Annotated in this window: 24 protein-coding genes; 13 read left to right on the top strand and 11 right to left on the bottom strand. The window is 38.0% G+C overall.

Translation table 11 applies throughout. From position 1 onward, the window contains the following. The first annotated feature begins 11 nt into the window (after positions 1-11). Positions 12-1,895 carry a tetratricopeptide repeat protein gene (locus Q3223_RS17280; RefSeq protein ID WP_407812260.1) on the top strand — a complete coding sequence of 628 codons (1,884 nt, stop codon included), beginning with the start codon at positions 12-14 and terminating at the stop codon, positions 1,893-1,895. A 233-nt stretch (positions 1,896-2,128) separates the two neighbouring features. Here Q3223_RS17280 and Q3223_RS17275 read toward each other — a convergent pair whose 3' ends face one another. Beyond that, positions 2,129-2,860, bottom strand: a complete 732-nt coding sequence (locus tag Q3223_RS17275) for a hypothetical protein (RefSeq protein WP_407812259.1) — start codon at positions 2,858-2,860, stop codon at positions 2,129-2,131. 203 nt (positions 2,861-3,063) lie between these two features. Here Q3223_RS17275 and Q3223_RS17270 point away from each other — a divergent pair, with 203 nt between their 5' ends. The 8 genes from Q3223_RS17270 to Q3223_RS17235 all read left to right on the top strand — a co-directional run bounded on the left by Q3223_RS17270 (position 3,064) and on the right by Q3223_RS17235 (position 10,460). After that, positions 3,064-4,203 carry a Fic family protein gene (locus Q3223_RS17270; RefSeq protein ID WP_407812258.1) on the top strand — a complete coding sequence of 380 codons (1,140 nt, stop codon included), beginning with the start codon at positions 3,064-3,066 and terminating at the stop codon, positions 4,201-4,203. Positions 4,204-4,228: 25 nt separating this feature from the next. Beyond that, the gene (locus Q3223_RS17265) at positions 4,229-4,417 is read left to right on the top strand and encodes a hypothetical protein (protein WP_407812257.1); all 189 of its coding nucleotides are present in this window, start codon (positions 4,229-4,231) and stop codon (positions 4,415-4,417) included. A gap of 1,024 nt (positions 4,418-5,441) precedes the next feature. Further along, positions 5,442-6,119 carry a Bro-N domain-containing protein gene (locus tag Q3223_RS17260; protein ID WP_407812255.1) on the top strand — a complete coding sequence of 226 codons (678 nt, stop codon included), beginning with the start codon at positions 5,442-5,444 and terminating at the stop codon, positions 6,117-6,119. Positions 6,120-6,175: 56 nt separating this feature from the next. After that, positions 6,176-6,676, top strand: coding sequence for a hypothetical protein (locus Q3223_RS17255; RefSeq protein WP_407812254.1), 501 nt, complete (start codon positions 6,176-6,178; stop codon positions 6,674-6,676). Positions 6,677-6,679: 3 nt separating this feature from the next. Beyond that, entirely contained in the window at positions 6,680-7,324 is a 645-nt protein-coding gene (locus Q3223_RS17250) for a tyrosine-type recombinase/integrase (RefSeq protein ID WP_223195817.1), read from the top strand. 203 nt (positions 7,325-7,527) lie between these two features. Continuing rightward, on the top strand, positions 7,528-7,980 hold the full coding sequence (locus tag Q3223_RS17245) for a helix-turn-helix domain-containing protein (RefSeq protein WP_407812252.1): 453 nt from the start codon (positions 7,528-7,530) through the stop codon (positions 7,978-7,980). Positions 7,981-8,199: 219 nt separating this feature from the next. Then, positions 8,200-8,757: a recombinase family protein gene (locus Q3223_RS17240; protein ID WP_407812250.1), complete on the top strand. Its 558-nt coding sequence runs from the start codon at positions 8,200-8,202 to the stop codon at positions 8,755-8,757. A 302-nt stretch (positions 8,758-9,059) separates the two neighbouring features. After that, complete coding sequence (locus Q3223_RS17235) at positions 9,060-10,460, top strand: hypothetical protein (protein ID WP_407812248.1); 1,401 nt, start codon at positions 9,060-9,062, stop codon at positions 10,458-10,460. Positions 10,461-10,637: 177 nt separating this feature from the next. Here the strand turns inward: Q3223_RS17235 and Q3223_RS17230 are convergent, their stop codons facing one another. The 6 genes from Q3223_RS17230 to Q3223_RS17205 all read right to left on the bottom strand — a co-directional run bounded on the left by Q3223_RS17230 (position 10,638) and on the right by Q3223_RS17205 (position 14,944). Then, complete coding sequence (locus Q3223_RS17230; protein ID WP_227248663.1) at positions 10,638-11,831, bottom strand: site-specific integrase; 1,194 nt, start codon at positions 11,829-11,831, stop codon at positions 10,638-10,640. Between the two features lie 79 nt (positions 11,832-11,910). Further along, positions 11,911-12,114: an excisionase gene (locus tag Q3223_RS17225; protein ID WP_009905235.1), complete on the bottom strand. Its 204-nt coding sequence runs from the start codon at positions 12,112-12,114 to the stop codon at positions 11,911-11,913. Between the two features lie 445 nt (positions 12,115-12,559). Beyond that, a complete protein-coding gene (locus tag Q3223_RS17220) occupies positions 12,560-12,820 on the bottom strand; it encodes a helix-turn-helix domain-containing protein (protein WP_002590583.1) in 261 nt (86 codons plus the stop codon). Beyond that, complete coding sequence (locus tag Q3223_RS17215; RefSeq protein WP_009255547.1) at positions 12,801-13,232, bottom strand: RNA polymerase sigma factor; 432 nt, start codon at positions 13,230-13,232, stop codon at positions 12,801-12,803. The genes Q3223_RS17220 and Q3223_RS17215 overlap by 20 nt, the downstream gene beginning before the upstream one ends. 536 nt (positions 13,233-13,768) lie before the next feature. Continuing rightward, a complete protein-coding gene (rlmN, locus tag Q3223_RS17210) occupies positions 13,769-14,758 on the bottom strand; it encodes a 23S rRNA (adenine(2503)-C(2))-methyltransferase RlmN (protein ID WP_004607971.1) in 990 nt (329 codons plus the stop codon). Then, the gene (locus Q3223_RS17205) at positions 14,759-14,944 is read right to left on the bottom strand and encodes a cysteine-rich KTR domain-containing protein (protein WP_004607970.1); all 186 of its coding nucleotides are present in this window, start codon (positions 14,942-14,944) and stop codon (positions 14,759-14,761) included. It lies immediately after the preceding gene. Positions 14,945-15,325: 381 nt separating this feature from the next. Between Q3223_RS17205 and Q3223_RS17200 the strand changes: the two genes are divergently transcribed. From Q3223_RS17200 to Q3223_RS17185, 4 genes are all read left to right on the top strand, one after another. Then, the gene (locus Q3223_RS17200; protein ID WP_273377397.1) at positions 15,326-15,679 is read left to right on the top strand and encodes a helix-turn-helix transcriptional regulator; all 354 of its coding nucleotides are present in this window, start codon (positions 15,326-15,328) and stop codon (positions 15,677-15,679) included. 252 nt (positions 15,680-15,931) lie between these two features. Further along, positions 15,932-16,261 (top strand): plasmid mobilization protein, encoded by a 330-nt coding sequence (locus tag Q3223_RS17195; protein ID WP_347087255.1) that lies wholly within the window; start codon positions 15,932-15,934, stop codon positions 16,259-16,261. After that, complete coding sequence (locus Q3223_RS17190; protein ID WP_347087253.1) at positions 16,222-17,568, top strand: relaxase/mobilization nuclease domain-containing protein; 1,347 nt, start codon at positions 16,222-16,224, stop codon at positions 17,566-17,568. The genes Q3223_RS17195 and Q3223_RS17190 overlap by 40 nt, the downstream gene beginning before the upstream one ends. Before the next feature lie 2 nt (positions 17,569-17,570). Next, complete coding sequence (locus tag Q3223_RS17185; RefSeq protein ID WP_227248672.1) at positions 17,571-17,828, top strand: hypothetical protein; 258 nt, start codon at positions 17,571-17,573, stop codon at positions 17,826-17,828. 174 nt (positions 17,829-18,002) lie between these two features. Here the strand turns inward: Q3223_RS17185 and Q3223_RS17180 are convergent, their stop codons facing one another. The 4 genes from Q3223_RS17180 to Q3223_RS17165 form a co-directional block, all read right to left on the bottom strand. Continuing rightward, the gene (locus Q3223_RS17180) at positions 18,003-18,368 is read right to left on the bottom strand and encodes a cysteine-rich VLP domain-containing protein (protein ID WP_074091765.1); all 366 of its coding nucleotides are present in this window, start codon (positions 18,366-18,368) and stop codon (positions 18,003-18,005) included. Beyond that, positions 18,365-18,571, bottom strand: a complete 207-nt coding sequence (locus tag Q3223_RS17175; RefSeq protein WP_032509728.1) for a transposon-transfer assisting family protein — start codon at positions 18,569-18,571, stop codon at positions 18,365-18,367. The genes Q3223_RS17180 and Q3223_RS17175 overlap by 4 nt, the downstream gene beginning before the upstream one ends. 2 nt (positions 18,572-18,573) lie before the next feature. After that, the gene (locus Q3223_RS17170; protein WP_347087250.1) at positions 18,574-22,599 is read right to left on the bottom strand and encodes an antirestriction protein ArdA; all 4,026 of its coding nucleotides are present in this window, start codon (positions 22,597-22,599) and stop codon (positions 18,574-18,576) included. A gap of 241 nt (positions 22,600-22,840) precedes the next feature. Further along, the gene (locus tag Q3223_RS17165) at positions 22,841-24,940 is read right to left on the bottom strand and encodes a DNA topoisomerase 3 (RefSeq protein WP_347087248.1); all 2,100 of its coding nucleotides are present in this window, start codon (positions 24,938-24,940) and stop codon (positions 22,841-22,843) included. Positions 24,941-24,944: the final 4 nt, after the last annotated feature.

Genomic DNA, 24,944 nt, shown 5'->3' with positions numbered 1-24,944 from the left:
GGGATATTTTAATGTCTGGATATCAAACAATATTATTTTGTGTTGGAATTATAACAGCAATACTTTTCTTTGCACTTTTATTTTTAAACAAAAAAGATGATAAATTTAAAGTACTGAAAAAAATTACATTAGTTGCAATGGTATCAACTGGATTATTTATAAGTTTATATTTAGTTTTTGGATATTCTGAATATAATGTAGAGAAAGATGATGCAGGTATAGCTATATTAGGAGTATTAGCAACTGTGTGGGTTGGATTGAATATATATAATGTTATTGAAAAAAGAGAAGTGGATGACTTAAAAGAAGAGTTAAGAAATAGCTTGGAGGATATAAATGAATTAAGAAAAGATTTAAGAGAAAGTAAAGATGAAATGGATAAAAAGTTATACGATGTTGAAAAAAATAACTTTATTCAAAATACAATTACTATTTGCAACTTGGAAGATGATGATAACGAAAAATTTAACTATATTAATAGAGTAATTAAAAGGTATCCTAAAGAAAGAATGGGTTATTTATTTAAAGGAATTTTATATGGAAAAGAAAAAAAGTATAGTGAGTCAATAGATAATTTTAATAAAGTAATAGAATTAGATAATAAAGATATAGATGCATATTATATTAGAGGTATTTCATATATAAACAAAAAAATGTATGATGATGCAATAATTGATTTCAATAAAGTAATAGAATTGGATGATGAATATATAGATGCATATTATAATAGAGGTATTTCATATACAAATAAAGAGGTGTATGATGATGCAATAATTGATTTCAATAAAGTAATAGAATTGGATGATGAATATATAGATGCATATTATAATAGAGGTATTTCATATGGAAGTAAAAAAATGTATGACAAGTCAATAATTGATTTTAATAAAGTAATAGAATTGGATGATAAATATGTGGATGCATATTATAATAGAGGTGTTTCGTACGTAAATAAAGAAATGCATAACAAGGCAATAATTAATTTTAGTAAAGTTATAGAGTTAAATGATAAATATGTAAATGCATATTTAAATAGAGGACATTTATATGGATTAGAAAAGATGTATAATGAGGCAATAATTGATTTTAATAAAGTAATAGAATTGGATGATGAATATATAGATGCGTATTATAATAGAGGTGTTTCATATACAAATAAAGAAATGTATGATGAAGCAATAGATGATTTTAATAAAGTAATAAAATTAGATAATAAATACATAAAAGCCTATTTAAATAGAGGACATTCATATATAAATAAAGAAATGTATGATGAAGCAATAATTGATTTTAATAAAGTAATAGAATTAGATAATAAATACATAAAAGCCTATTTAAATAGAGGACATTCATATGCAAGCAAAGGAATTCATGATAAGGCAATAGATGATTTTAATAAAGTGATAGAATTAGATGATAAATATGTATATGCATATTATAATAGAGGAAATTCATATATAAATAAAGAAATGTATGATGAAGCAATAGATGATTTTAATAAAGTAATAGAACTAGATGGTAAGTATATAGATGCCTATTTTAATAGAGGACATTCATATGAAAGTAAAGGAATTCATGATAAGGCAATAAATGATTTTAGTAAAGTAATAAAATTAGATGATAAACATATAAAGGCGTATATTATTAGAGGAATTATATATGCAATATATAATTTATATAATAAGTCAATAAATGATTTTAATAAAGTAATAGAATTAGACAATAAAAATGTATATGCATATATTGGTAGAGGAAACTTATATATAGAAATAGGTGAACTTGATAAAGCATCTTGTGATATTGAAAAAGTACTAGAATTAGATAAAGATAATGAAAAAGCATTAGAATATAAGAAGTTAATAGAGTCAAAATTAAGTGAACAAAAGAATGATTAATCAAGTAAAAATATATTTAATAAGAATGACTTGGAGTTTATGCTCTAGGTCTTTTTATGTTTATAGTAAGTTTATTTTACAAATACATGTAAACAAAAAGGGCTAATAAATATTTAGTCCTTTTTGTTTATCATTATGTGCATTTTACACTATCATAATAATCATCAAGTAAATACTTTTACTACAAGTGAATGATTATTATCTATAGTTAGAAAGAATTAGCAATGAAAAAGTTAATTAGAGTTATTTTTATTCATATTTAAACTATTCAAATTGTTTTCCCAGTTTTTTATCTCCTTCTTAATGTATTCACTTAAAGTATCACTCGAAGACATTTTCTTTAATTTATCATTCAAAGATTTCTTTTGTTCTTCTGAAAGATCTGTCTTTATTGTAGGATCAATAATATCTATTACATCTTTTACATCAAAATCGACAAATTTGCACAATTCTTCTAAGTGATCAATTAGAAATTCTACATATTCATATGACCATTCCTTATAACTTTTTCCGTTTTTTAACATAAACTCATTAATTTCATAATTTTGATTGGCTAATTCAAAGAATGAACCTGAAGGATCCATTATTTCATTTATAGAGTTTTCATAGTTAACAATATTAATTTGTCTTATTAATTTCTCTTTTTCTGTTAAGTTACTATAATTTTTGTTAACAAAAGCAACTAATCCAAATTCAAAATTTAAAATTGAATCTTTACGCTCCTTTATTGAATCTTCTCCAAATTCTCTAAGATCTTCTAAATTTTTATCAATAGCCTTATCTCTAATTTCTGTTAATTGTTCTATGCTTAAATCTTCTAAGTTTTTAGGTACTATTTCTTCATTATTTTTAGTAACTTCTTTTAATTTGTCATTTGTATTTCTATTATTGAAAACAAATATAGCAGTGAATAAACTTAAAACTATTACTAAGATAATTAAACTTATATTTTTCTTATTTAGCATATTAATCCTCCTTTATGGTAATGTATATATAATTATAACGAAGAATGAATTGATTTTTAGACACATTTATAGAATCTTTAAAAATTTTATATATTAAAGATTACAATTAACAGAAATAAAACTATAGATCATAAAATAAACAATCAAAAATAGTGTAAAAACTAAGACTTTTTGTTAATATTAATAGATAAAGATAAACTAAGGTGGTGATTAAACTGACAATAGAAGAATACAAAAATAAATACTCTACTGGAGATAAAATTATACTTTCCTTAAAGAGTTTTGATAATAAAGAACTATACTATCATGAAACTTATAACATATTAAATTCAATAGATGAAATAGATAGATTAACATCAAGTAAGATATTTAAAATAATAGAAGATAAAAATGATTTAGCCTTAGAGTCTTATTATTCTAGTGTAATAGAAGGTGCCTTTTCAACTAGAAAGATTGCAAAATCTATAATTAGAGGAAAGATGAAACCAAGTAATAAAAGTGAGTACATGATTTACAATAATCATAGAGCCTTAGAATATGGATTAGATAATTTAGATAAATTATATAGTCACAAATTTATATATAATTTACATCATATATTGGGTGAAAACTGCTTAGATTCAGAAGAATATGAGTACAGAACTGAAAAAGTATATGTATGTGATTCAAAAGGAGAGATTATACATACAGGACTTGATCCTTTGAAAATATATGACTTTATGGATGAATTAATAACTTTTATGGAAAATAGTAAAGTAAATGATTTAGTAAAGAGTACAATAATTCATTTCTATTTTGTGTATGTTCATCCTTTTAGTGATGGTAATGGAAGAACATCAAGAGCCTTATCATATCTATATTTAATTAATAAAGGATATGATACTTTTAAAGAGTTTTCAATATCATATATGATATCTAAAAACAGAACTAAGTATTATAAGGCTATACTAGATGTGGAGAATAAGGGATATAATTTAACTGTATTTATAGAGTTCATGCTAAAGTCTATAATACAGTCTATAAATGAAATGAGAGACATACATGATAGAAAGTCTTTAGAGAGTGTATTAAAAGAAGAGTTGTTTGAAAATGATATTACTCTATCAGCAACAGAAGAACATATATTAAAATATATTTGTAGTAAAGATAACTATTCTATGACATTAGAAAATTATATTAAAAAGAATAAAAGTAGATACTTAAAGGCTGGAATAAAGGAAATTGAATTAGTTGACCAGTTGATGGAAGTGTTTAATAATCTTGAAGAGATAGAGATTTTATCTAGAGAAAAGGATGTATATAAAGTTAATGAGAAGTACTTAAAAATGCTTGATATAGACTAATTTAGATAATCTAGAGAGGAAATATATGAATAATAAGAAAAAGGCATTCTTAATTTCTGGAGCTATAAATGTAATTTTATTAATTGTTGTTTTTGCGTTGTTTAATTATAATATTATAGAAAGTAGTACAATAAATATGATAATAACTGTGATTTTAGTTTTTATTTTTGAAATAATAAAAATAAAAATCATAGAGAAATATTACAACCTATAAACAAGAAATACATTTCCTAAGAGCATATTGTAAAGTATGCTCTTAATTTATATTTAATAAGTTAAAAATATTTTTAACCTACTTTTAATTAAATAATTATACCTCCATACTTTATTTCTTAAGTGTAAAAAGTTATTCAATTTAAGAAGAATTTGCAATACTTGAAGTATTATATATTTTGTAGTATTCTGTAAACATAGATTTAAAATAGGGGATGGAGGGAGAAAAAAATGGGTTTTTGGAAAATGGTTGGAGCTATGTTAGTAGCATTAGTTATTTTTGGATTGTGTGGTTAAGTTGAATAAATTACGCTTAGTAGATATAGTTATTTTCTCAACCTGCATTTTGTTACATTTTATAAACCATCTGTATAGACACTATATAGATGTTCCAGTTCTATCATATTTACTAAAGTGTTATTTTAATGATTTTTTAGGTGGTATGGCTTTTTTAGCATATACAAATTTGGTCTTATCTTTTTATAAGGATCATCCAATTAGGATTAAATCATATTTTCATGTTATTCTTATAGCATGTTTATGTAGCTTTTTTTGGGAATGGCTAATGCCTTTGTTTAAACCTAGTACTGCTGATTGGTGGGACTGTGTTGCATATACTTTAGGAGCTACTTGTTATTGGATTTTTGATAAATATATATTTAATCAATATTACATAAAGTATTCAAATTTCTCATAAGTAAATCTATACAAATAAACCATCATATTAATTTTTAATAATTAGTATGATGGTTTATTTAATTGTACTGCAATTTTACTATAAATTAAATACATTATTAGTACACTATATTTATCTAAATCTGAGAATGTTATTAAACACATCTATTTTAAAACTGATTTATGTCTTTTTTATGTACGATTTATGACCGATTTGTGTACGATTTATGTCTTTTAATCATGATAATATTGTATTATGAAAAAATATATTTAATAAAAAATGGCTTGGAATTTATATTCTAGGTCTTTTTTTATACAAAAATTCAATAATTAGTTTAGGAGGGTGTAGTATGTTGAAAGTTTTGCAAGAGAAAAATATAAGAATGATATGGTCAAAGGATGGTAGTGAGGTTTGGTTTAATGCAAATGATGTAGGAGAAGAATTAGGCATAGTAAATATTCGTGATACTTTAAGAAATATAGATAGAGAATATAAAAAGAAATTTAATGAGTCTAGTGTCGGAGATTCCGACACTAGAAATTTTAAAAGTAAATTGCCAAACTTTGGTACCATATTCATTACAGAAGAAGCAGTATATAATATGTCATTTAGAAGTAATAAACCAGAGGCAAAACTATTTACAAAGTGGGTTTCTAAAACTCTTAAACAAATTAGAATACATGGCTATTACGTTGCTACAGAAAAAGACCAAGAATGGATAAGCATAAGAACAGAAGGGAAAAAAGTAAGAAAAGACTTCACAGATGAAATACAAGAGTTTGTTTATTATGCTATTAGTCAAGGCAGTAGTAAGCCTCAAACGTATTATAAACATTTCACTGAACTTGTAAGAAAAAAACTAGGAATCCCAAAAGATGTAAAAAGAGATGAATTAAATCAAAGTGATTTGTTTGATATACAAGCACTTGAAAGAGTTATATCTATGAAGTTACCTAAGTTAATAGATAAAGATATGAACTATAAAGAGATATATAGGAAAATTAAAGAATTAATAGATATAATTTAATGCTATCTAAATAGATGGTATTTTTTTATGCAATAAAATAAGTATTTTTAAAAGAGGTGTTTGAAATTAAACGAGATATAACAGAGGAAATTTTAAGTGCTGCATATATACCAGACAATCTAAAGTATTATGACAATGTAATGAGAGAAACTCCAGGTATGTATGGAAGGGAATGTTCTTTAGATTTTATAAAGAAAAAACAAGAAAAACTTCTGAAACTAAAAAAGAAGGTTAAAAGTAACTATCATTCTAAGATTGATAAGTTAGATTTATATTTAAAAGTTTTAGAAGAAAGTATAATTGACGAGTGTGATCATGTTGAGTTGGTTACATTTAAGTTATATTTACAGTTAGAAAATGTGGTGAAAGTAACTAGAACTGTAAATGACTTAGGATTTAGAATAAAAACCAGTACTTATTCAAAAGAGAGAAGATACACTACAAATGATATAACCTCTATAATTACAGATTCTTTTGCTAATGTAGATGAAGATTTAAAGATGTTAGTACAAGAAAGGCAGAGAAAAAATTATTATGGGAATAAGGAGTGTTTTTAATGAATGGAAGCACATAAAGGACAAAAAGTTAATCCTATAAAAGATATTGAAGATGTCTTTAGACTTTTAAATTTTTTAGAGGAATGGAATGAAAGAAATTACTTGTTAGCTATATTTGGAATGTGTACTGGACTTAGAATAGGGGATATATTAGCACTTAAAGTTGCAGATGTAACAGATGTAAAATTAGATAAAAAAGGGAAGAAGATAAGAGTATCTAAGGATTGGATTAGAGTTATAGAGGAAAAAAGGGATTATGATAGAGAAGTTTTCTTATCTGATGTAATAAAGGGGGCTATAGAAAACTATACTCAAGATAAACCTGGAGAGGAGTTCTTATTTAAAAGCGGTAAGAGAAAAAAGTTTAATAGACCTATTCAAACAAGGCAAGCAGGAAGAATAATAAAAGGAGCAGCAGAAAAGGTAGGGATTAAAGAAAATGTTGCAACACACTCTTTAAGAAAGACATTTGCAAGACATATTTATGATGAGGAAGAAAATAAGACTTATGCTTTAGAACTTATAAGAAAGATATTGGGCCATAAGACTATAGAAGTAACAAGACGATATATTGGAATAGATAAAGAAGAAGAAATAAAAGCAATAACTAAATTTACTAATAAATTAAAGAAAAGAAAAAGAGATTAACATTATTATAAATTAGCTCTAAATTTCATATGTTACGTTTTTCAGCAATAGGACATTACAAAAGTGTAAAGGCCTTTAATAATAGAATTTCCAAAGAATAGAATAGATTTATTAAGAAGTCTGAAAATGTATATTGAAGGTCATTTTTAGAGAGATTAAAACAAATGTATATGTAATAGATATTTAAGTAAAGGAGTGATTTCTTGAGTGAAAAAGATGTTGATATAGTTAATACAGGATATAGAAGATTAGAAGAATTAACCCAAGAAGAATCAAAGTTAGTATCTCTCTTGATTTCAGGTTTTACTGTAACAGATGCTGCTAACTTAATTGGTATTAGTAGACAGACTGTTTATAACTGGATGAATAGGGAACATGTTAGGAAAGAAATGGACAGGCGTAAGCAAGAGCTGGCAAGCCAGGGAAACTCAATAATATTAAAAGATATAGAATCCTATGTTAATAATATTAAGGCATTGGCCAAAGATAATAGTGATAAGAGAGTAATGTTAGCAGCCAATCAATATCTTATAAATCGTATTTATGGTAATCCTACAAATACAGTTATTCAAGAAGAGAATGGTAATGGTATGGAAACTGGTGAAACAGAAATAGAAGCAGCCATAGCTAAGATAAGAATAAGAACAAAAAAATAATTCTTAATAAGCATTATTTTAATTAAAAAACTACCATTTTACAAATATTTATTGTAAAAATAAAGCATAGTGTAAATTTACATTTGAAAAGAACTTACTTTTGTAAAAATAGAATTCAAAAACGGATTAATTTACAAAAAGCATGATAAATGCTTGATTCTATTTTTACAAACGTGATATACTTTATTTATAAATAAAATATATTGGGGGAATTGCCAAATGGTAGTAGGTTATATAAGAGTTTCAACAATAGAACAAAATGAAGATAGACAAATAGTCACAATGAAAAATCATAGAGCAGAAAAAGTTTATCAAGAAAAAATAAGTGCCAAGGATATTAATAGACCACAGTTAAAGGCTATGCTAGATTTTGTAAGAGAAGGCGACACAATAGTTGTACATGATTTTAGCAGACTTGCTAGGAGTACTAAAGACTTATTGGATATAGTTGAACTTCTAGAAAAAAAGCATGTAAAATTAATAAGTGCTAAAGAAAACTTAGATACTAATACATCTGCAGGAAAGTTGATGCTTACAATGCTTGGTGCAATATATGAATTTGAAAGAGAAAACATGCTAGAAAGACAAAGAGAAGGTATCGCAATAGCTAAGGAACAAGGTAAATACAAAGGACGTAAAGAAGTTAAGATAGAGAACTTTAGTAGTTATTATGATAGATATAAAACTAGAGAACTTAATAAGACTCAATTGGCTAAAGAATTGGGAGTAAGTAGACCAACATTAGATAGATTAATAAAGAGCCATGAGAGTAACTAAGAAGAGCAATATATATGCTAAGTTAATTTTAGTGGGGCAAATTCATAGAATTATGCCCTTTAATTATGTCTGAAATAATTATAAATAACTGTTTTTAAGTATAGGGGGTATCCTTCTATTTCAAAAAAAGTATTTTTTATAGAAAATGAGTTCTGGAAATTTTCTAGCAAAATTTAAAAACCAGAGATACATCTTGAAGAAGGTGATTTTATTATAGAAAAAATTATATTGTTCATTTTATTAATTATATTATTAACTGAACCTAAAAAGAAAATAGAAGAGATAAAAGGATGTAAATACCAGTGGATAATTTAGAAAGAAATATACAACTTATATTTAGTTATCTAGCAAAGACTTTTATAAGAAATGGAGCAGCAATAAAAGATGCTGAAAATGAAGCAAATGTACTTATAAAGTCTAATGCAAATAATCTTTTTGGTGTTAATGGTCTTGCCTATCAACTTGGGAAAATAAATTTAGAATTTTTCTGTATGTACTTTATGCAAGATACCTATCTACCAAAGGAAGATAATGCTGCTGCACCTATAGCTAAAGTTCATCATGAGTTATGGGAAGATATACAAGAATCTATAATTGGAGATGGTTCACAACAATTAGGGAGAATTTATCCAAGAGGTACAGGTAAAAGTGCTTTCGGAGATTTAGCAACAACTGTATGGTCACACTGTTATAAACATAAAATGTATACATTAATTTGTTCAGATATAGGTTCTACAGCAGAAAAATTTGTAAAAGATATAAAGAATGCTTTACTTGAAAATGAGTCTATCAAAAAAGCATTTGGAGTACTTTTAAATGATAATGATAGAAAATACATTTGTAATAGTACTCAATTAGAATTAACTAATAAAACCTTTATTGAAGCAATATCATCTTCATCACCAATGAGAGGAAGAAAATACAATAATAATCGTCCTGATCTTATCATACTTGATGACTATCAGTCAGAGGAAAATGTTAGAACAGAAGATGCTAGAGAAAAAAAGTTTAAAAGATTTTCTGATGACGTAAAATATGCTGCACAAAAACCAGTTATAAGAAATGGTAAAACTATAAAAAGAGGAACAACTTTTATAGCACTGGGTACTTTACAACACAAAGAATGTTTCTATAGTAGGCTAAAGAATTTGCCAACATGGAAGTTTAAATGCGAAAAAGGAGTTTTAGTTGATAATGTAGATGAATTATTTAACTCTGGATTATGGCTAAAATTCAAAGAACTATTATTTGATTTTAAAAATACAAATCATCTTGAAGATGCTAAAGAGTTTTACTGGGATAATGAAAAAGAAATGAAATTTCCTATATTGTGGCCAAGTTTTTGGGATTGTTTAGATATGGCTTTAAGTTATTATGAAAACCCAACCTCTTTTAAACAGGAAGTACAAAATGATGTAAATTCAATAGGTGAAAAATGGTTTAAAACAGTAAGAACTGAATCTAGGGAATGTATTGAAACACATAACTTCAAAAAGACAATGCTATTATGTGATCCAGCATCTGCTGGTGGGTCTAAACATGACTATAGTGCTTTTCTTGTTGGGAGTGAGTCATATAATGGTTTACTATATGGGAGATTAGCAGAACTAGCTAAAATAAATGCTAGAACTGATTTTGATAAATATATAGACCATATGATTTATTTATTAAAAGTGTATCCAGATATAACACATGTTTCATAAGAAATCACAAAGTAATTTTTGATTATCTTTTCAAAAGTTCTTATATGCCGGTATAGCCTATTGTTACAGGCTTTTCCGGCATTTTTCATTGTGGAAGATACTCTCAAATCTTCTTATATCCCCGTATGTTTTTGTGTTCAAAAGTAGTATGTGGAGTAGTAAATTCTCCATTTACTACTATGCAATCAGCCGCTTCATTTCGGTTATTGACGTTTCGGAAGTTGTGTGTGCGTAATAGTTCAGCGTCATATTGATGTTGGAATGTCCCATGATATATTGCAATGCTTTAGGGTTCATTCCCGCATTTGCTAACGTGGTGCAGAATGTGTGGCGTAAGGTGTGCGGTGTCATTACTTTTGGCAATGCGACCTTTTGCGTTTTGTTGTATTTCCTTACAAGCCCTCGGAACATACTTTCATAGTTGACTGCCACTTTTGGCAAGCCGTTCCGGTTAAGGAACAGAAACTTTGTGTAGCCCTCCAAAATAACAGGCTGTGCATATTTCCGTTTGTTCAGCACCCGTTGAAATGCTTCCAACACTTTTTCACTCATAGGAATAACCCGGTTGCCGCTTTTCGTCTTAGGCGTTTCCACATAGTAGCCCACATCTGCAATCTTCAAAAGTTGGTGGTCTACATTGATAAGCTGTTTGTCTAAGTCAATGTCAGCTTCCGTCAGTCCGCAGAGTTCCGAAATGCGAAGCCCTGTCCCTAACAGTATGATAATCTCGTCGTAGTATTTCTGATAAACTGTATCATGCTGCACAAAGGACAGAAAAGCCGCTTCCTGCGTAGGGGATAGAGGTTCCTTTGGTTCCGTATCATCTTCAAGGACTGTGTTCAACTGGAAGTCAAACGGATTTTTGCGAATACAATCGTCCTGTATGGCTGTGTAAAAGGCAGCCTTTAAGGAACGCTTGTGGTTGTTGATAGTCTTGAAGCCGTAACCTTTTTCTTTCATGCGTAACGCCCATTCCTTTGCGTCGGAGAGCTTCACATTTTCAATCCGGCAGGCTCCAAGTTTATCCTCCTGCAAAATCCGCATGAGCTGTTTTCGCCCCTGCTTTGTACCATGCCGCACATTTGCCCGGTGGCGTATCTGCTTTGCGTAGAGTTGGCAGACCGTCATTTTCTTTCCGATATGGTCGATACCGTCGTCAAGGTCTTTTTGGATTTCTTTCTCTTTTTCCCTCAACGCTATATCGTCGCGTTTTCCTGCCGGGGTTTTGTCCGTAGGTACTAACTTCCAAGAATACACAAACTGCGGTTTTCCAAAGGTATCTATATATTTGTAGGCATATCTCCCGTCTTTTCTCTGGCTCTCTCCGGTGCGGAGAATACGATTTTTATTATCCCGTCTTTTTTCCGACATCGTTATGCTCCTTTCCATAATGGAAAGAGCCTTGATATGCTTGACTACATTGTACCACATTCAAGGCTCGATTTCACTATCAGATTGCGTCCACCGTATCAATCATTTTTTCAAACTGCTTCCGCTTAATCTGAATACGGTTTCCGTTCATCATTACCCAGTCCGGGACGGGATTTTCTTCTGCCAGTTTCCGCAGCTTGCTTTCTCCGATACGGAAATATTTTGCTGCTTCTTCTATGGTAAGCGTGTATTTTTCCCAAATCGGCACGTCGTTATTGTTCAATTTGTCGTCCCCCTTTCTAAATGGGTCAAAAGTTAATCTGTAACATAGGCTTTAATCGGACGGTTATTAGCATAACCTCATGGGAATTTCACCCCGGCATGGTTCTCATGCAGCCCTACCCATTGCCTGCGACGCTCTTAACGCTCGGACTGTGGCTGTAAGGAAGTATCATTGTATATTTTGCGTGTCGTCGCCCGCAAGCCGCTACACTTGCTTTCCGGCGCGGTGTTGGTCGCTCGGCTGTCCGGGCGGGGATAACCTCACCCGGATAGCGTCATGGCGCACCCACCGTATGGCTCGGCGCAAAAGGAACGTATCCGATTTGCCCTATGCTGCGCCGCCGTTATCTTGCGCCGCTTTCTTTGTCAAGGTTCAGAATGGCTTTGCTGCCGCGTCAGCAGCGGAACGGAAAAGGGGGAGAGAGAAAGCGTCCCGCCGCTGCGGTTTATTCCTCTGCCTTAAAGGTGAGGACAGCCATCATCAGTTTTGCTTGCAGCCGTTCCCGAATGTCGTGGTCTACGCCAAAATAGACGTTCCCGCGCTCGTCGTACAGCTTCCGCATGGAGAGGCGGGCTATGTAGCCGCTGAAATGCTGCAAGACAATCTTCATAGCGTCCGGGTCGCCCTTTGTCGCTGCCAAAATGACAGGATAGGGAACAAGGGCTTTTTCCGGGTAGCCGGGTTCGTTACCATTCGTCCCATTCATCAGCATTTTCCTCCAGATATTTTTTTAGCAGCTCAAAAGAGCTTGTCCGCCTGTACTGTATCGTGCTTCTCGACGTATCGAACAGCTCCGCAATCTCGGTGTCGTTCATTCCCTCGAAATAGTACAGGAGTACGGCTTTGCGCTTTTCTTCCGGCAAAGTACGGATTGCTTCAAGAAGCAGCTTCGGCGTGATTTTCTTCCCGGCTCTTTCAAAGGCGATTTCCCCTTTGAAATATTCATCAAAGGTATGAAGCTGCCGCGCTTCTTCTAAGGTCAAGTCGGAAAAGGTAATCTCCCTTGCCTTATGCCTGTGCAGCTCTTTGTGAGCGTCACACGCTTCATTGTGCAGTACCGTATTACAAAACTTCTGGAAAGCGCACTGTTTTATAAACTCCCTGCGATTAGGTTCCACATTCTCACCCCCTTTCTCGTTGGAAAGTTGGTGGTGCTTCCCCCTTTTCGCGGGGCAATACTGCCTTTTGAAAAAAACGCCGAAGATTTTCGGATTTTTTTCAAAAAATTTTTTGAGCAGCAAAATACGCCTGTCCGAAAAGCCCGGACAGACGTATAGGTATTGTAAGCGGTATTCAGATGATTAGACAGTTCATATTGATAGACGTAGTTTTCCCCGGCGGTGGTCGGGCTTTTTTTGATGTGTCAATGACCGTCGGATTTTGTCGATATGGTATGTGCTTCATGGCGGCTACCTCCTTTTAGCCGCCGCTTTTAACAGTGATACCGCGTCATTTCATTAGAAGATAAAAAGAAACGGCGGCTTTGGTTTTTCAAAGCTGCTGCGGAAATCAAAGAACGACAAGCAACAGTTCTGATTTTGCTCCAATATGGTTATTGGGGGCACAAATTAAATCAAAAAAGAGCCGATAACAGCAGTATTTCAAACTGCATATTATCGGCTCTGCGTCTGTGCGTCTGGCTCTTTTAATTAAATTATTTTTGTTGTTTTTTGGCTTTATTATATGTATTAGCTAACTGTCCACAAGCTGCTTTAATCTCTCTACCATGAGAAACTCTCATGGTAACTTCAAGTCCTGTTTGCTCTAATTGATGTTTGAACGCAACCATTTCTTGTTTTTGTGGTGCTCTAATTTTTGAATTACTCGTCGGGTTGTATTGCAGCACGTTAATCATAACATTTTTGCCCTTAAACCATTTTGCAAGTTGCCTTATATCTGAGGAACGGTCATTTATACCTGGTAAAAGCAAATACGCAAATACCACTTTTCGATTATGCCTTTGTGAATAGGACAATGCTTGCTTAACAACATCTTCAATAGCGTACATGTGCATATGAGGAATGATGCAGTTTCTCGCAGCCTGTGTTGCTGCATGTAAAGATATTGTCAACTGAATTTTTAGATGTTCTTCGCGCAATTTTTTTAATTGATTAACTGGACCAACTGTTGATACGGTAATGCCGTCGGTTGGAAAGTTAAGTCCATTTCTATCTCGAAGAATATGGATTGCTGCAATCAAGTTGTCGTAATTGAATAAAGGTTCTCCCATTCCCATAAAAACGATACGATTTACTTTTTGACGTATCAATATGACCTGTTGCACAATTTCAGATGGTGTTAGATTACGAACGAAACCATTGCGTCCGGACTCACAAAAAATACAGCCAACAGAACAACCAACTTGCGTACTTACGCAAACAGTCCCACCATCTCGCCGTTTAATAAAAACCGTTTCGATATACCTGTTGTCTTTCAATTCATAAACATACTTTTCAGTATCGCTACTTTTATAGACTTTTTTTGTTGATATTGATAGATTTTTTTTGTGAAATGGCTGTTTATACAATTCCGCATATAAGGCTCTTGCTTTATCCTCTCCAATTACTTCCGACATTTCTTTGTAAGTAAATCCGTATGGGTCATTCAATATTTCCGTAAGTGTACTTTTAGGTAAGTGTTTCATTTAATATCCTTCCTTTTGTTTTTCAGAGTTTTTGATTATGATTTCTAATTTTTCAACATCAATGATATGTGTTAATTTACATTTAGGGCAGAAAAGAGGAAAATTTCTTAATACCGTATTATAAAATACTTGAACCCTCGTCTTTCCGTTACAAATTGGACATTTTATCCAATATTTTTCAAGCATAATATTTCTCCTTTTGTGCAAAAAAATACAGGTCAATTCTCAACATGAGCATTGACCTGCATTTATACATATAACACTACAACAAAATTAAGGCATAGTTTTTATACTATGTCTATACATCGTTAGTTTTGTTGTATAGCATACGCAAAATAAGCATGACAAAAAAGCCCATATTGAAAATGGGAAAAATCTTTTTTGATTTCAATGCTTATCGAATACGCATGCTATGTAACATAAACATTTCCCCCTTTTAATAATACTATACAAAAAAAGCGGCTAATTGTCAACATATACATATGAATTATTTTGGCTAACTGATTGAATTGTGTAGACATATCCAAGAAGAAAGGGGAACAGTAAAATGTAACAGGGTGAATAACTATGGCAAAAAGACCAGTACCGAAATACGATTTCAAGGCTTTTGGAGCAGCAATAAAGGCGGCGCGGACAGGGCGCAAGGAGAGCCGCAAGAAAGTGAGCGACGAAATGTTTATCTCGCCGCGCTACCTTGCGAACATTGAGAACAAGGGGCAGCACCCAAGTTTACAGATTTTCTTTGAGCTTATGCTCCGCTACAATATATCCGTAGACCAGTTTCTTTTGGAAACGCCGCCAGAGAAGAACACGCAGCGGCGGCAGCTTGACGCGCTTCTTGACGGTATGAGCGATAACGGCATACGGATTGTGAGCGCAACGGCAAAGGAGATAGCGGAAGTCGAAACAGAGGGCAGATAAGAAGTGTCCGTCAGAATTGAATAAGGTTTAGAGAGCGTTGTAATCTTTGCAGATTGCAGCGTTTTTCTTTTGCGGAAGTTTGGCAAAACCGGGCATAGCTCCGTAGTAAGGCATAAGGGATAAAAACATTCGTAGCAAGCATAGGAAAAGAGTACCCTTTTCCGTATTTTCCCCTCCCGCGCTGCGGCGCGTCGGTTGAAAATTGCTTGTTGGGAAGTGTCCCAAACCCTCGGAATGGAAAGGAGCGATTGCATGAACGGACGTAAAAGAAAAGTACAAATCAAATTCTATGTAACAGAGGAAGAACGGGCATTGATTGAACAGAAAATGAAGCTCGTCCCCACCCGGAACATGGCGGCGTATCTTCGCAAGATTGCCATTGACGGGTATATCATTCAGACAGACCATAGCGACATAAAAGCCATGACAGCGGAGATACAGAAAATCGGTGTCAACATCAATCAGATTGCAAAGCGTGTCAATACGACAGGCAGCGTCTACCAAGAGGACATAGAGGAAATAAAGGGGGTGCTTGCGGAAATATGGCGGTTACAAAGATTAAACCTATTAAAAGCACGTTGAGCAAAGCCCTTGACTATATCCAAAACCCGGATAAAACAGACGGAAAAATGCTTGTGTCCTCCTTTGGGTGCAGCTATGAAACGGCAGACATTGAGTTCGGATTTACGCTTGCACAAGCCATAGAGAAAGGGAACAATCTCGCCCACCATTTGATACAGTCCTTTGAGCCGGGAGAAGTAGACTATGAGAAAGCCCACGCAATCGGAAAGCAGCTTGCCGACGCGGTAACAAAGGGACAGCACGAATACGTCTTAACTACCCACATAGACAAAGGGCATATCCATAACCATATCATTTTTTGTGCGGTCAATTTTGTTGACTACCATAAGTACAATTCCAATAAGCGCAGCTACTACGGCATACGGAACATGAGCGATAAGCTGTGCCGGGAAAACGGGCTGTCCGTCGTCGTTCCGGGCAAAGACAGCAAGGGAAAAAGTTATGCGGAATATCAAGCGGAAAAGGTCGGTACAAGTTGGAAAGGCAAGCTGAAAATCGCGGTTGATACGCTTATCCCCCAAGTGGCAAGTTTTGAAGAATTATTGCAGCGGTTACAGGCGGCGGGCTATGAGATAAAGCCGGGAAAATATATCTCCTGCCGCGCCCCCGGACAGGAACGGTTTACCCGCTTAAAAACTCTCGGTGCAGATTATACAGAGGACGCAATCAAAGAACGGATTGCAGGCAAGCGCACAAAGGCGGCGAAAGCTCCCAAAGAGCAGCGCGGCGTATCGCTGCTTATTGACATCGAAAACAGTATCAAGGCACAAGAGAACCGGGGCTATGAACAGTGGGCGAAAATCCATAATCTGAAACTGGCTGCAAAAACCATGAATTTCTTGACGGAACACAAGATTGAGCAGTACGCGGATTTAGTCAGCCGGATTGAGGAAATAAGCGCGGAAAATGAAAAGACAGCAGACATATTAAAGAGTGTGGAGAAACGTCTTGCAGACATGGCAGTGCTGATGAAGCACGTTGCCACCTATCAAAAGACAAAACCAGTCTATGAAGCATACCGCAGGGCAAAGGATAAGGACGCATACCGGGCAAAGCAGGAAAGCAGTCTGATACTCCATGAAGCGGCGGCAAAGGCACTGAAAGCGTCGGGCATTACCAAGCTCCCCAATCTCGCCGCCATGCAGGAAGAATACGGGAAGCTTCAAGCGCAGAAAGAAGCTCTTTACGCTGATTATGGCAAGCTGAAAAAACAGGTCAAGGAATACAACATTATCAAACAGAACCTAGACAGCATTTTGCGGCAGGGCAAAGAACAGGAACGGGAGAAAGGAAAGGAACGGGAATAATTATGAAAATTGTTGAGATTACACCATGTTACAGAATAACATTAGAACATGGCAGTTATGGCGTGGAAACCTATATTGACGCAGACAGCAAAATCCAAATCACTTTTGATAATGGCAATATACTTACTGGAAATATAGAACGTGTGGAATATGGGACTTATCCCGATGAAAATGATACTCTTGTTATAAGGGCAGAAAACGGAGAGTTTTATATCCTGTTAGGAAATCGAATAAAAGATATAGAAGAACTGAATGAGTAAAAAAAGAAAACCGGGAACGGAAGCTATCAAATAGCCACCGTTCCCGATTTTTTCATAGGCGCAAAGATTAAATTGTTACGCAGTAGAACCCCGATTTTAAGGGAAAAGGTATTCTGTATCGTCTATGTAAGTTTCGTGTCTGTTATGCCCTGTAAATCAAGGCTTATTTTGCCCCTACTGCGTAACAAGGGCGCGCCGTTTCCTCATGCGCTCCGCTGCCTGTCTGCGGGTAATACGCTTCCGGCAGTCCGGGCAGTATTTGACGCTGTTAGAGGTGGACGCAAAGAACGCGCCGCACTCGGTACAACGCTTTTTATCCTCGGTCTTGAAAAGCTCTGCATACAGCAGCTTATCAAGAGGAAGTACGGCAATCTGAAACCATTTGCAAAGAAGCGAATAGGAAATAAGCTGCGGGCAGACACATTCCTCCCCGTCGTCCAGTAAAATACAGTGTCCGTTATCGCAGTTGCAGCACTCCTTTTTTACAAGGCTGTTGACTTTCCGGCTTTGGGGCGGCGTAAGCCGCTTAACCCCGGTCATACTTCATCAGCGGCGAAAATGGCAAGCTCCGCATACTCATTTTCTGTCAGAGGGGCGATTTTCGCAAGGGTACGTTTCGCAAGTTCCCGCATATCCTCGTCCATGAACGGCAGCGCAGCGTTGATGTTCTCCATAAGCCCGCGCTTGCCGCCCTCATTGTAAATGCTCAACAGGTTTGTTTCTTCAACGGTCAGTCTAATCATGCTCATACCTCCAATTCGTGATTTTTTGATTTTGCCGCTTTTTTCTGTGCGGTCTTTTCTTTGTCTGCTCTAAGCTGCGCCCGGATAGAGGGCTTCTTTTCCGTTTTTGCTGCCTTGCCGCGTTCCTTGTCAGCCTTGACAGCTTCCGCAAGGTCAACAAGGGAAATGGTTTCTCCTGCCTTTACCTTTGCTTCCAGTTCTGCGACGGTCGGGGTGTTGTTTATCTGCCCGTCAATCATGTTGTAGTTTTGCTCGGTGGTCTGCTCGGCAGATTTCAGATAGTTTTCCGGCTGAACGGGAACAGCAAAAGCCCTTGTACCGTTCCCCATAATCAGATATTTTCCGTCGTCGGACTGGTGGTGCAATCCATATCCGGCAGCTTCCATTTGCTCGCGGCTCATGGCGGTTACATAGAAAGTCCCCCTCGGTGTTTTGATTGTTTCGCCCGTTTCCAAGTCGTCGGGAATGAGGGCTTTTTCCTGTTCCTTGAAAAATTCCGGCACGTCCTTATAACCAAAGCTGTCTACATAGTGGGCGGTGTCCTGCCCGTTCTGATGAAGTACCACCACGTCGGAAACGGAAAGGCTGTGTCCCTTAAAATCTTTCGGGTGGTCGATATTAAAGCGGGTGTAAATATCTTCAAGGGAAGTCCCCGGCGTAAGCTCTGCGGAATAGACAAGTGTATAGTTTTTCGGGTCTACCCGGTGTCCTGTGGCAGTCAGACGGTCATAAGGTTCAAAGCGCAAATCTCTTGTTTCGTCCCCGCCTTTTATCTGATAAATGGAAAAGGTGTCTTTGTCCTGTGGGGCTTCCTGTTCCGGCTGCTCCTGTACGGGTTGCTCCTGTGCAGCTACCTTTTGCGCCCGGATATGCGCCCGTTGTAACTCGGTAGGCTTTTCCTCGGTAAGAGGTGCAATCGCCTTGACATAATCAGCCGCATAATAGGCGTTACTGGTAAGCTGCCGCTGCCATGCCCCTGCTTTTGGCGACCAACGGAAGCCATTACTTTTTAAGGCTTCCCGCGCGGCTTCGTCCGGCTTATCTTCAAAGAAGATTTGCAGGCGGTTCGCTTCGGTGTTTGCTTCCACCTTGCCGCCGTCAAATTCCCAACCGACAAAACCGATTTCTTTTTGCTGTGAAAGGGATTTGATACGGTCTTTCACACGCCGGATTTCTGCGCTGTTGTTGGATAACGCCCAAGTCGCAAAGGGCTTGTCCTCCAAATGCCAACTGCTCGCCATGTCTGCTTTCAGTTTTTCCAGTTCCTCCGGCGGTAAATGCGGGCAGCCGTCAAGGGTCTTATGCTTGCGGTAATAGGCGTTTACGGCTTTCATGGTTTCCTGTGATTTTTCAAGGCTTTCCAGTTTCTTTTCTAACTTCTGTACTGCCTGCGGGTCGTCTGCGCTGATACCGCCCATGCCGGTACTGCGGATTTTATCAAGAAGCCCTTGTATGTCCTGCCATTCCCGGTAATTGCTGTCGCGGGCTGCGTTCTGCTTTTCTTTCTTCCTTGTGGGGAAGTTAGAGCCGCCCGCAATCAGGATAGAGGGAACACGCGCGTCAATCTCATAGCCTTTGTTCATGTTCGCCGCCAGTTTCCGGGCGTAGGTGTCAAGCAGGCTGTCGATTTTCTCATGGTACATCGGGTCTACCCGCTGTTTCTGCCTTTCTGCAAGCTGTACGGCTTCATCTACATAGTGTCTGTATTCAGCCGTCGCGCTGCCTTGCTTATAATCGGAAAAGCTGTTCATATCCTTTGCGCGTTTGGCGGCAGCTTCATTGATAGTGTAATAAGGGGCGGCGGGTGCAGCCTGTTCCGGCTGTGCTTCTTTTTCCTGTACCGGGGCTGTTTCTTCGGAAAGCTCCGGCGCGGCTGCTTCTGCTTCGGGCTGTTTGGCGGCTTCCTGTGCGGGCTGCGCCTGTTCGGTGGTCTGTTCCTTATCCTGTGCCTTTTGGATTTCTGCAAAATGCCCGTCTATGGTATCAATCAGACTTGCGGCGGTACTGCGGATTGTTTCAAGAGAGCCTTTCAGTTCTGCAAGTTCTTTTCCGCTGCTCCACCCGGCGATATACCCAAAAGAATAGTCCGACGTATCAAGCCCGTAATGTTGGCAGACAGCATAGGCGACGCTTTCCGCCTGTACCTCGCGGGTGCGGCGGTCGGGGCGTTCCGGCATGGCAAGGGCAGTATCATGCAGCGTGGCGTGGACGATTTCATGGATTGCGGTCTTGATATTCTGCAATTTGTCCATGCCCTCGTTGATGATGATACGCTTTTCCTCATAATTGCAGCGTCCTTTTACGCCGCCGCTTAGTGCTTCAAATCCCATAGCAAAGGGGGAAGTCTTTTCAAGGGCAGCGAAAAAATCCTGGTATTGTTCCACGTTGCCCGTCAGCTCATGGGTAAGGGCAGGAAGCTCCTTTCCCTCGGTCTGTGAAATATCAAAGACAGATACCACACGAAAAGCGGGTATCTTGATTTCCTTTTCCTCGGTAACAGGCTTCCCGTCCTTATCGAAAACAGGCTTTTGGGTGTCCGGGTCGATTTTTTCCACCTGTTTCTTAACAGTAAACGGGGACGGCGCAAGTATCTTGATAGCTTTTTCTCCCGGCTTTACATGGCGGTCAAATTCCTTTTCCCATTGTTTATAGCCTTTCACAAGATTGCCGCCCTGCATGGCGATAAGGATTGTATTGTTAAGGCTGTAATCATGGAATTTTGACATGGTACGCAGATAATCGGCGTAACGGTCGCTCTCATACAGTCCTAAAATACCCTGTTCCAGTCGGTCTGTAATCTCTTTCATTTTGTCGGCGGGCTTTTCAGAAGATAGGATAATCGGGAGAACCGGGGGCTGCTCTGTGGCGGGCGGTATCGCTGCGGAAGCGTCAAGGTCTGCCTGTTCCTTTTCCTGTACTGGCGGTTGCGGCGTTACCCGGTATTCCTCCGGCACGTCGCGCCCGTCGTACCATTCTGTAAAGGTGTTGCGGTTATTGTAGATATAGCCCTGCTCGGTAAATCTGCCCTCGTCATTGATAGCAGCGTCCCGCCCGTATTCCTCATACATGAAATATTTTTTTGCTTCTTCGGGCAGCTCCAACTCGTCCAGTTCTTCAATCAGATAATGCCCGTAATCTTCCTCACTCTGTACGGACGGATAAAGCCAGTAACAATCAAGGTTTTGTGCAAGGTTGATGATGTCCTGCAAGTTGTCGGTATGGTCGCCGTATTCCATAGCTGCAACAAATTTTTCCCGGTCGTCGTCAAACTGCATTTTCAAAAGTTCGCTTAAATAGTTCAGCTCGTCAAGGCTTTCAAGCTCGGTCAATTTTCCTGCCAGTCCTGCAATAGAGGACTGGTATTCTGTGATATGCAGCTCCCCGTAGTTTTTGCCGTCTATCCCGATACGGTCAAAGACTTCTTTCAAATGCTCGGCAGTCGTGGGGAATGATACCCATTCGCCCGCAGGTCTGCCCTCGGTGTACTTTCCAAGATTAGAAAGATACCCGCTTAAAATCGTTTCTGCCATGCGTTCGCTCCTTTCGTTTTCAATCATACGGTGCATAAGTTCGTAGTCCTCCATGCTCATGCTCCCGTCAAATAGATAGGGGTCGGGTTCTTCGCCGTCCCGGTAGGCTTTTTCAGAGAAAGGAAGCCCCGCAGCGTGGGCGGCGGCTCTTGCTTTTTCGATAAGCTCCGGCGGCAGCCTGTCGTCGTGGGCTTCGATAAATTCCCCGATATTGCTATATCCGTTTTCATAGTGGTGGCGCACCCCGGCGGTCAGCTCGTCAAGGCTCATATCCTCGCCAAGATAGCCGGAGTAATAGCCGTTTACCACAACGGCGGCAGGGTCAGCCTGCTTGATTTCTTCCATGCGGCTTCTGTCCTCCGGGTAGAGAATATCGCCCATTTCAAGGTGGAAATATTCGGCGTTCCAAGAACGTCCCGTTTTCCAAAACGCCACCCAAGCGATACCGTCCCTTAATTCTTCTTGATAGTCCTTTACGGTGTCCCGTAAACTTGCCATGTGTAACCTCCTTTCCAAACGGCAGCGCGGACGCTGCATGTTCCTGTTTCATCATTCAGTACCCCGCGCCCGCATTTTTGCCAAAGATTTTAGATATTTTTTCAAGATTTCAGAGGGTAAAACCCTCCATAAAACAGAGGGTTTGGGAAACTTCCCAACAAGCAAAAATCCCCGCCGTTCTCGGTAGAGAAAGCAGGGATTTTACGGAAAAGGGTACTCTTTTCCTATGCTTGCTATTCAGTTATTTTTTCTTCGGAAGCTCCACCCGGTAGTTGACGTATTTCCCGCCCGTATCAGCCAATACGATAGTTCCGTCGTAGGTTTTGCCCGTCTTTGGGGAATAGAGCTTTTTCACATTTACCTTGCCGGATTTTAAGAGTGCAGCGGCAATTTTGTGGGTAAAGGTTACTTTTCGTTCTTCAAAGAAACGGTCATTTTTCCACATGGTAAAGATACATTCTTTGTTGCTGCAATAGTAGTTTTTCTTTCCCTCATAGACAGGAGAACCGCAGCGCGGGCAGCTTCCCAACGCTTCCCGTTCCGTCTTGAACATCTGCGCTTTATCATCAGAAAGAAACGGATAGGTCTTTACCAGTTCCCGCGCCATATCCTCGATACCCTCCATAAATGCGGCGGGGTCTGCCTTGCCTTTGGCAATCTGCGTCAGATTGTTTTCCCATTCTGCGGTAAGCTGCGGGCTTGTCAAGGTGTCCGGCAGGACGCACACAAGGTTGATACCGTCCTTTGTGGGAAGTAGCTGCTTGCCTTTTCGCTCCACAAAGCCGCCCTTTACCAGTTTTTCAATGACGGCGGCGCGGGTGGCGGGAGTTCCAAGCCCTTTGCGTTCTGCGTCCGGGTCGGTGTCCTCGCTTCCGGCGCGCTCCATAGCAGAGAGCAGCGACGCTTCGTTGTGAGGTTTTGGCGGTGTTGTGGTATGTTCCGTTACCGTTGCCGCCGGATTTTCAAAGGTCTGTCCCTCGGTAAATGGCGGCAGGGTCTTTTCTGTGTCGCTGTCTGCGTCGTCCGTTTCGGGCTTGTTCTTTAAGGCTGCCCTGTATTTTCGGTCAATCTCTTTCCAACCCTCATAAAGAATGGTCTTGCCCCTTGCGGTAAAGGACTGTCCGGCACATTCAAAAACTGCTGTAACCGCTTCAAAGGTATGCGGTGCAGCGGTCGCCATGAGCAGACGCGCCCCGGCAAGGGTAAGGATATTCCTTTCGCTTTCCGGCAGCGCGGAAAGGTCGGACTTTGCAAGCTCCATAGTCGGGATAATGGCATGGTGGTCTGATACCTTTTTACTGTTCAGCACCTTTCCAAGCTCCGGCGTGAAGTCTTTTCCCGCCATAAAAGAAAATTTCCCACAAAGCAGCTTGATAATGCCCGCCGCTGTGTCGCCCATGTCGTCAGTAAGATAGCTGCTGTCTGTTCTCGGATAAGTAAGAAGTCTTTTTTCATACAGGGCTTGTGCAAGGTCAAGGGTCTGCTTTGCGGTATAACCGAACAGGCGGTTTGCTTCCCTCTGTAAAGAAGTAAGGTCAAAGAGCTTCGGCGGGGCTGCGGTCTTTTTCTCTTTTGCAAGGGAAGTACAGACTGCTTTTGACGCTTCGCAAGTCGTTTTTAATGCGTCGGCTTCTGCCTTATCTGAACTTCTTTCACTTGCAGCTTCCGCGCCGGATAAGGTAAGGCGCACATGGTAGTATTTTTCTTTCTTAAATGTGGCAATCGCTACGTCCCGGTCAACAAGCATTTTTAAGGTCGGGGTCTGTACGCGTCCCACGTTCAAGGTGTGGTTGTAAAGGACAGAGAAAAGACGGGTGGCGTTGATACCGATAAGCCAGTCAGCCTTTGCCCTGCATAATGCGGAAGCAAAGAGCGCGTCGTATTCTTCGCCGTTCTTCAGACGGGAAAAGCCCTCTTTGATTGCGCTGTCCTCCATAGAAGAAATCCAAAGGCGGCGCATAGGTTTCTTGCAGCCCGCCATTTCATAAACAAAGCGGAAAATGAGTTCTCCCTCACGCCCTGCGTCGCAGGCATTGACGACTTCGGAAACGTCTGCCCGGTGCATAAGCTCCTTTAAGGTCTTGAATTGCTTTTCCTTGTCAGCCGAAACGGTGTACTTCCATTCCTGCGGCAAAATCGGTAAGCTGTCATAGCTCCACTTTTTATATTGTTCTCCGTAGGCGGCAGCTTCCGCAAGTCCTACCAAATGTCCCACACACCAAGAAACGATATAGCCGCTTCCTGTGAGAAATCCGTCTTTCTTTTCCTTTGCCCCAAGTACGGCAGCGATTGTCTGCGCCACACTGGGCTTTTCTGCGATAACTAAGATATGTGAAGTCAATAAA

Origin of the sequence: Clostridioides sp. GD02367, assembly GCF_045900275.1 — a bacterium.
GTDB classification, from domain to species: domain Bacteria; phylum Bacillota; class Clostridia; order Peptostreptococcales; family Peptostreptococcaceae; genus Clostridioides; species Clostridioides difficile_A.
Note: the sequence above shows the minus strand (reverse complement) of the source record. Positions and strands in the feature narration are given on the sequence as shown.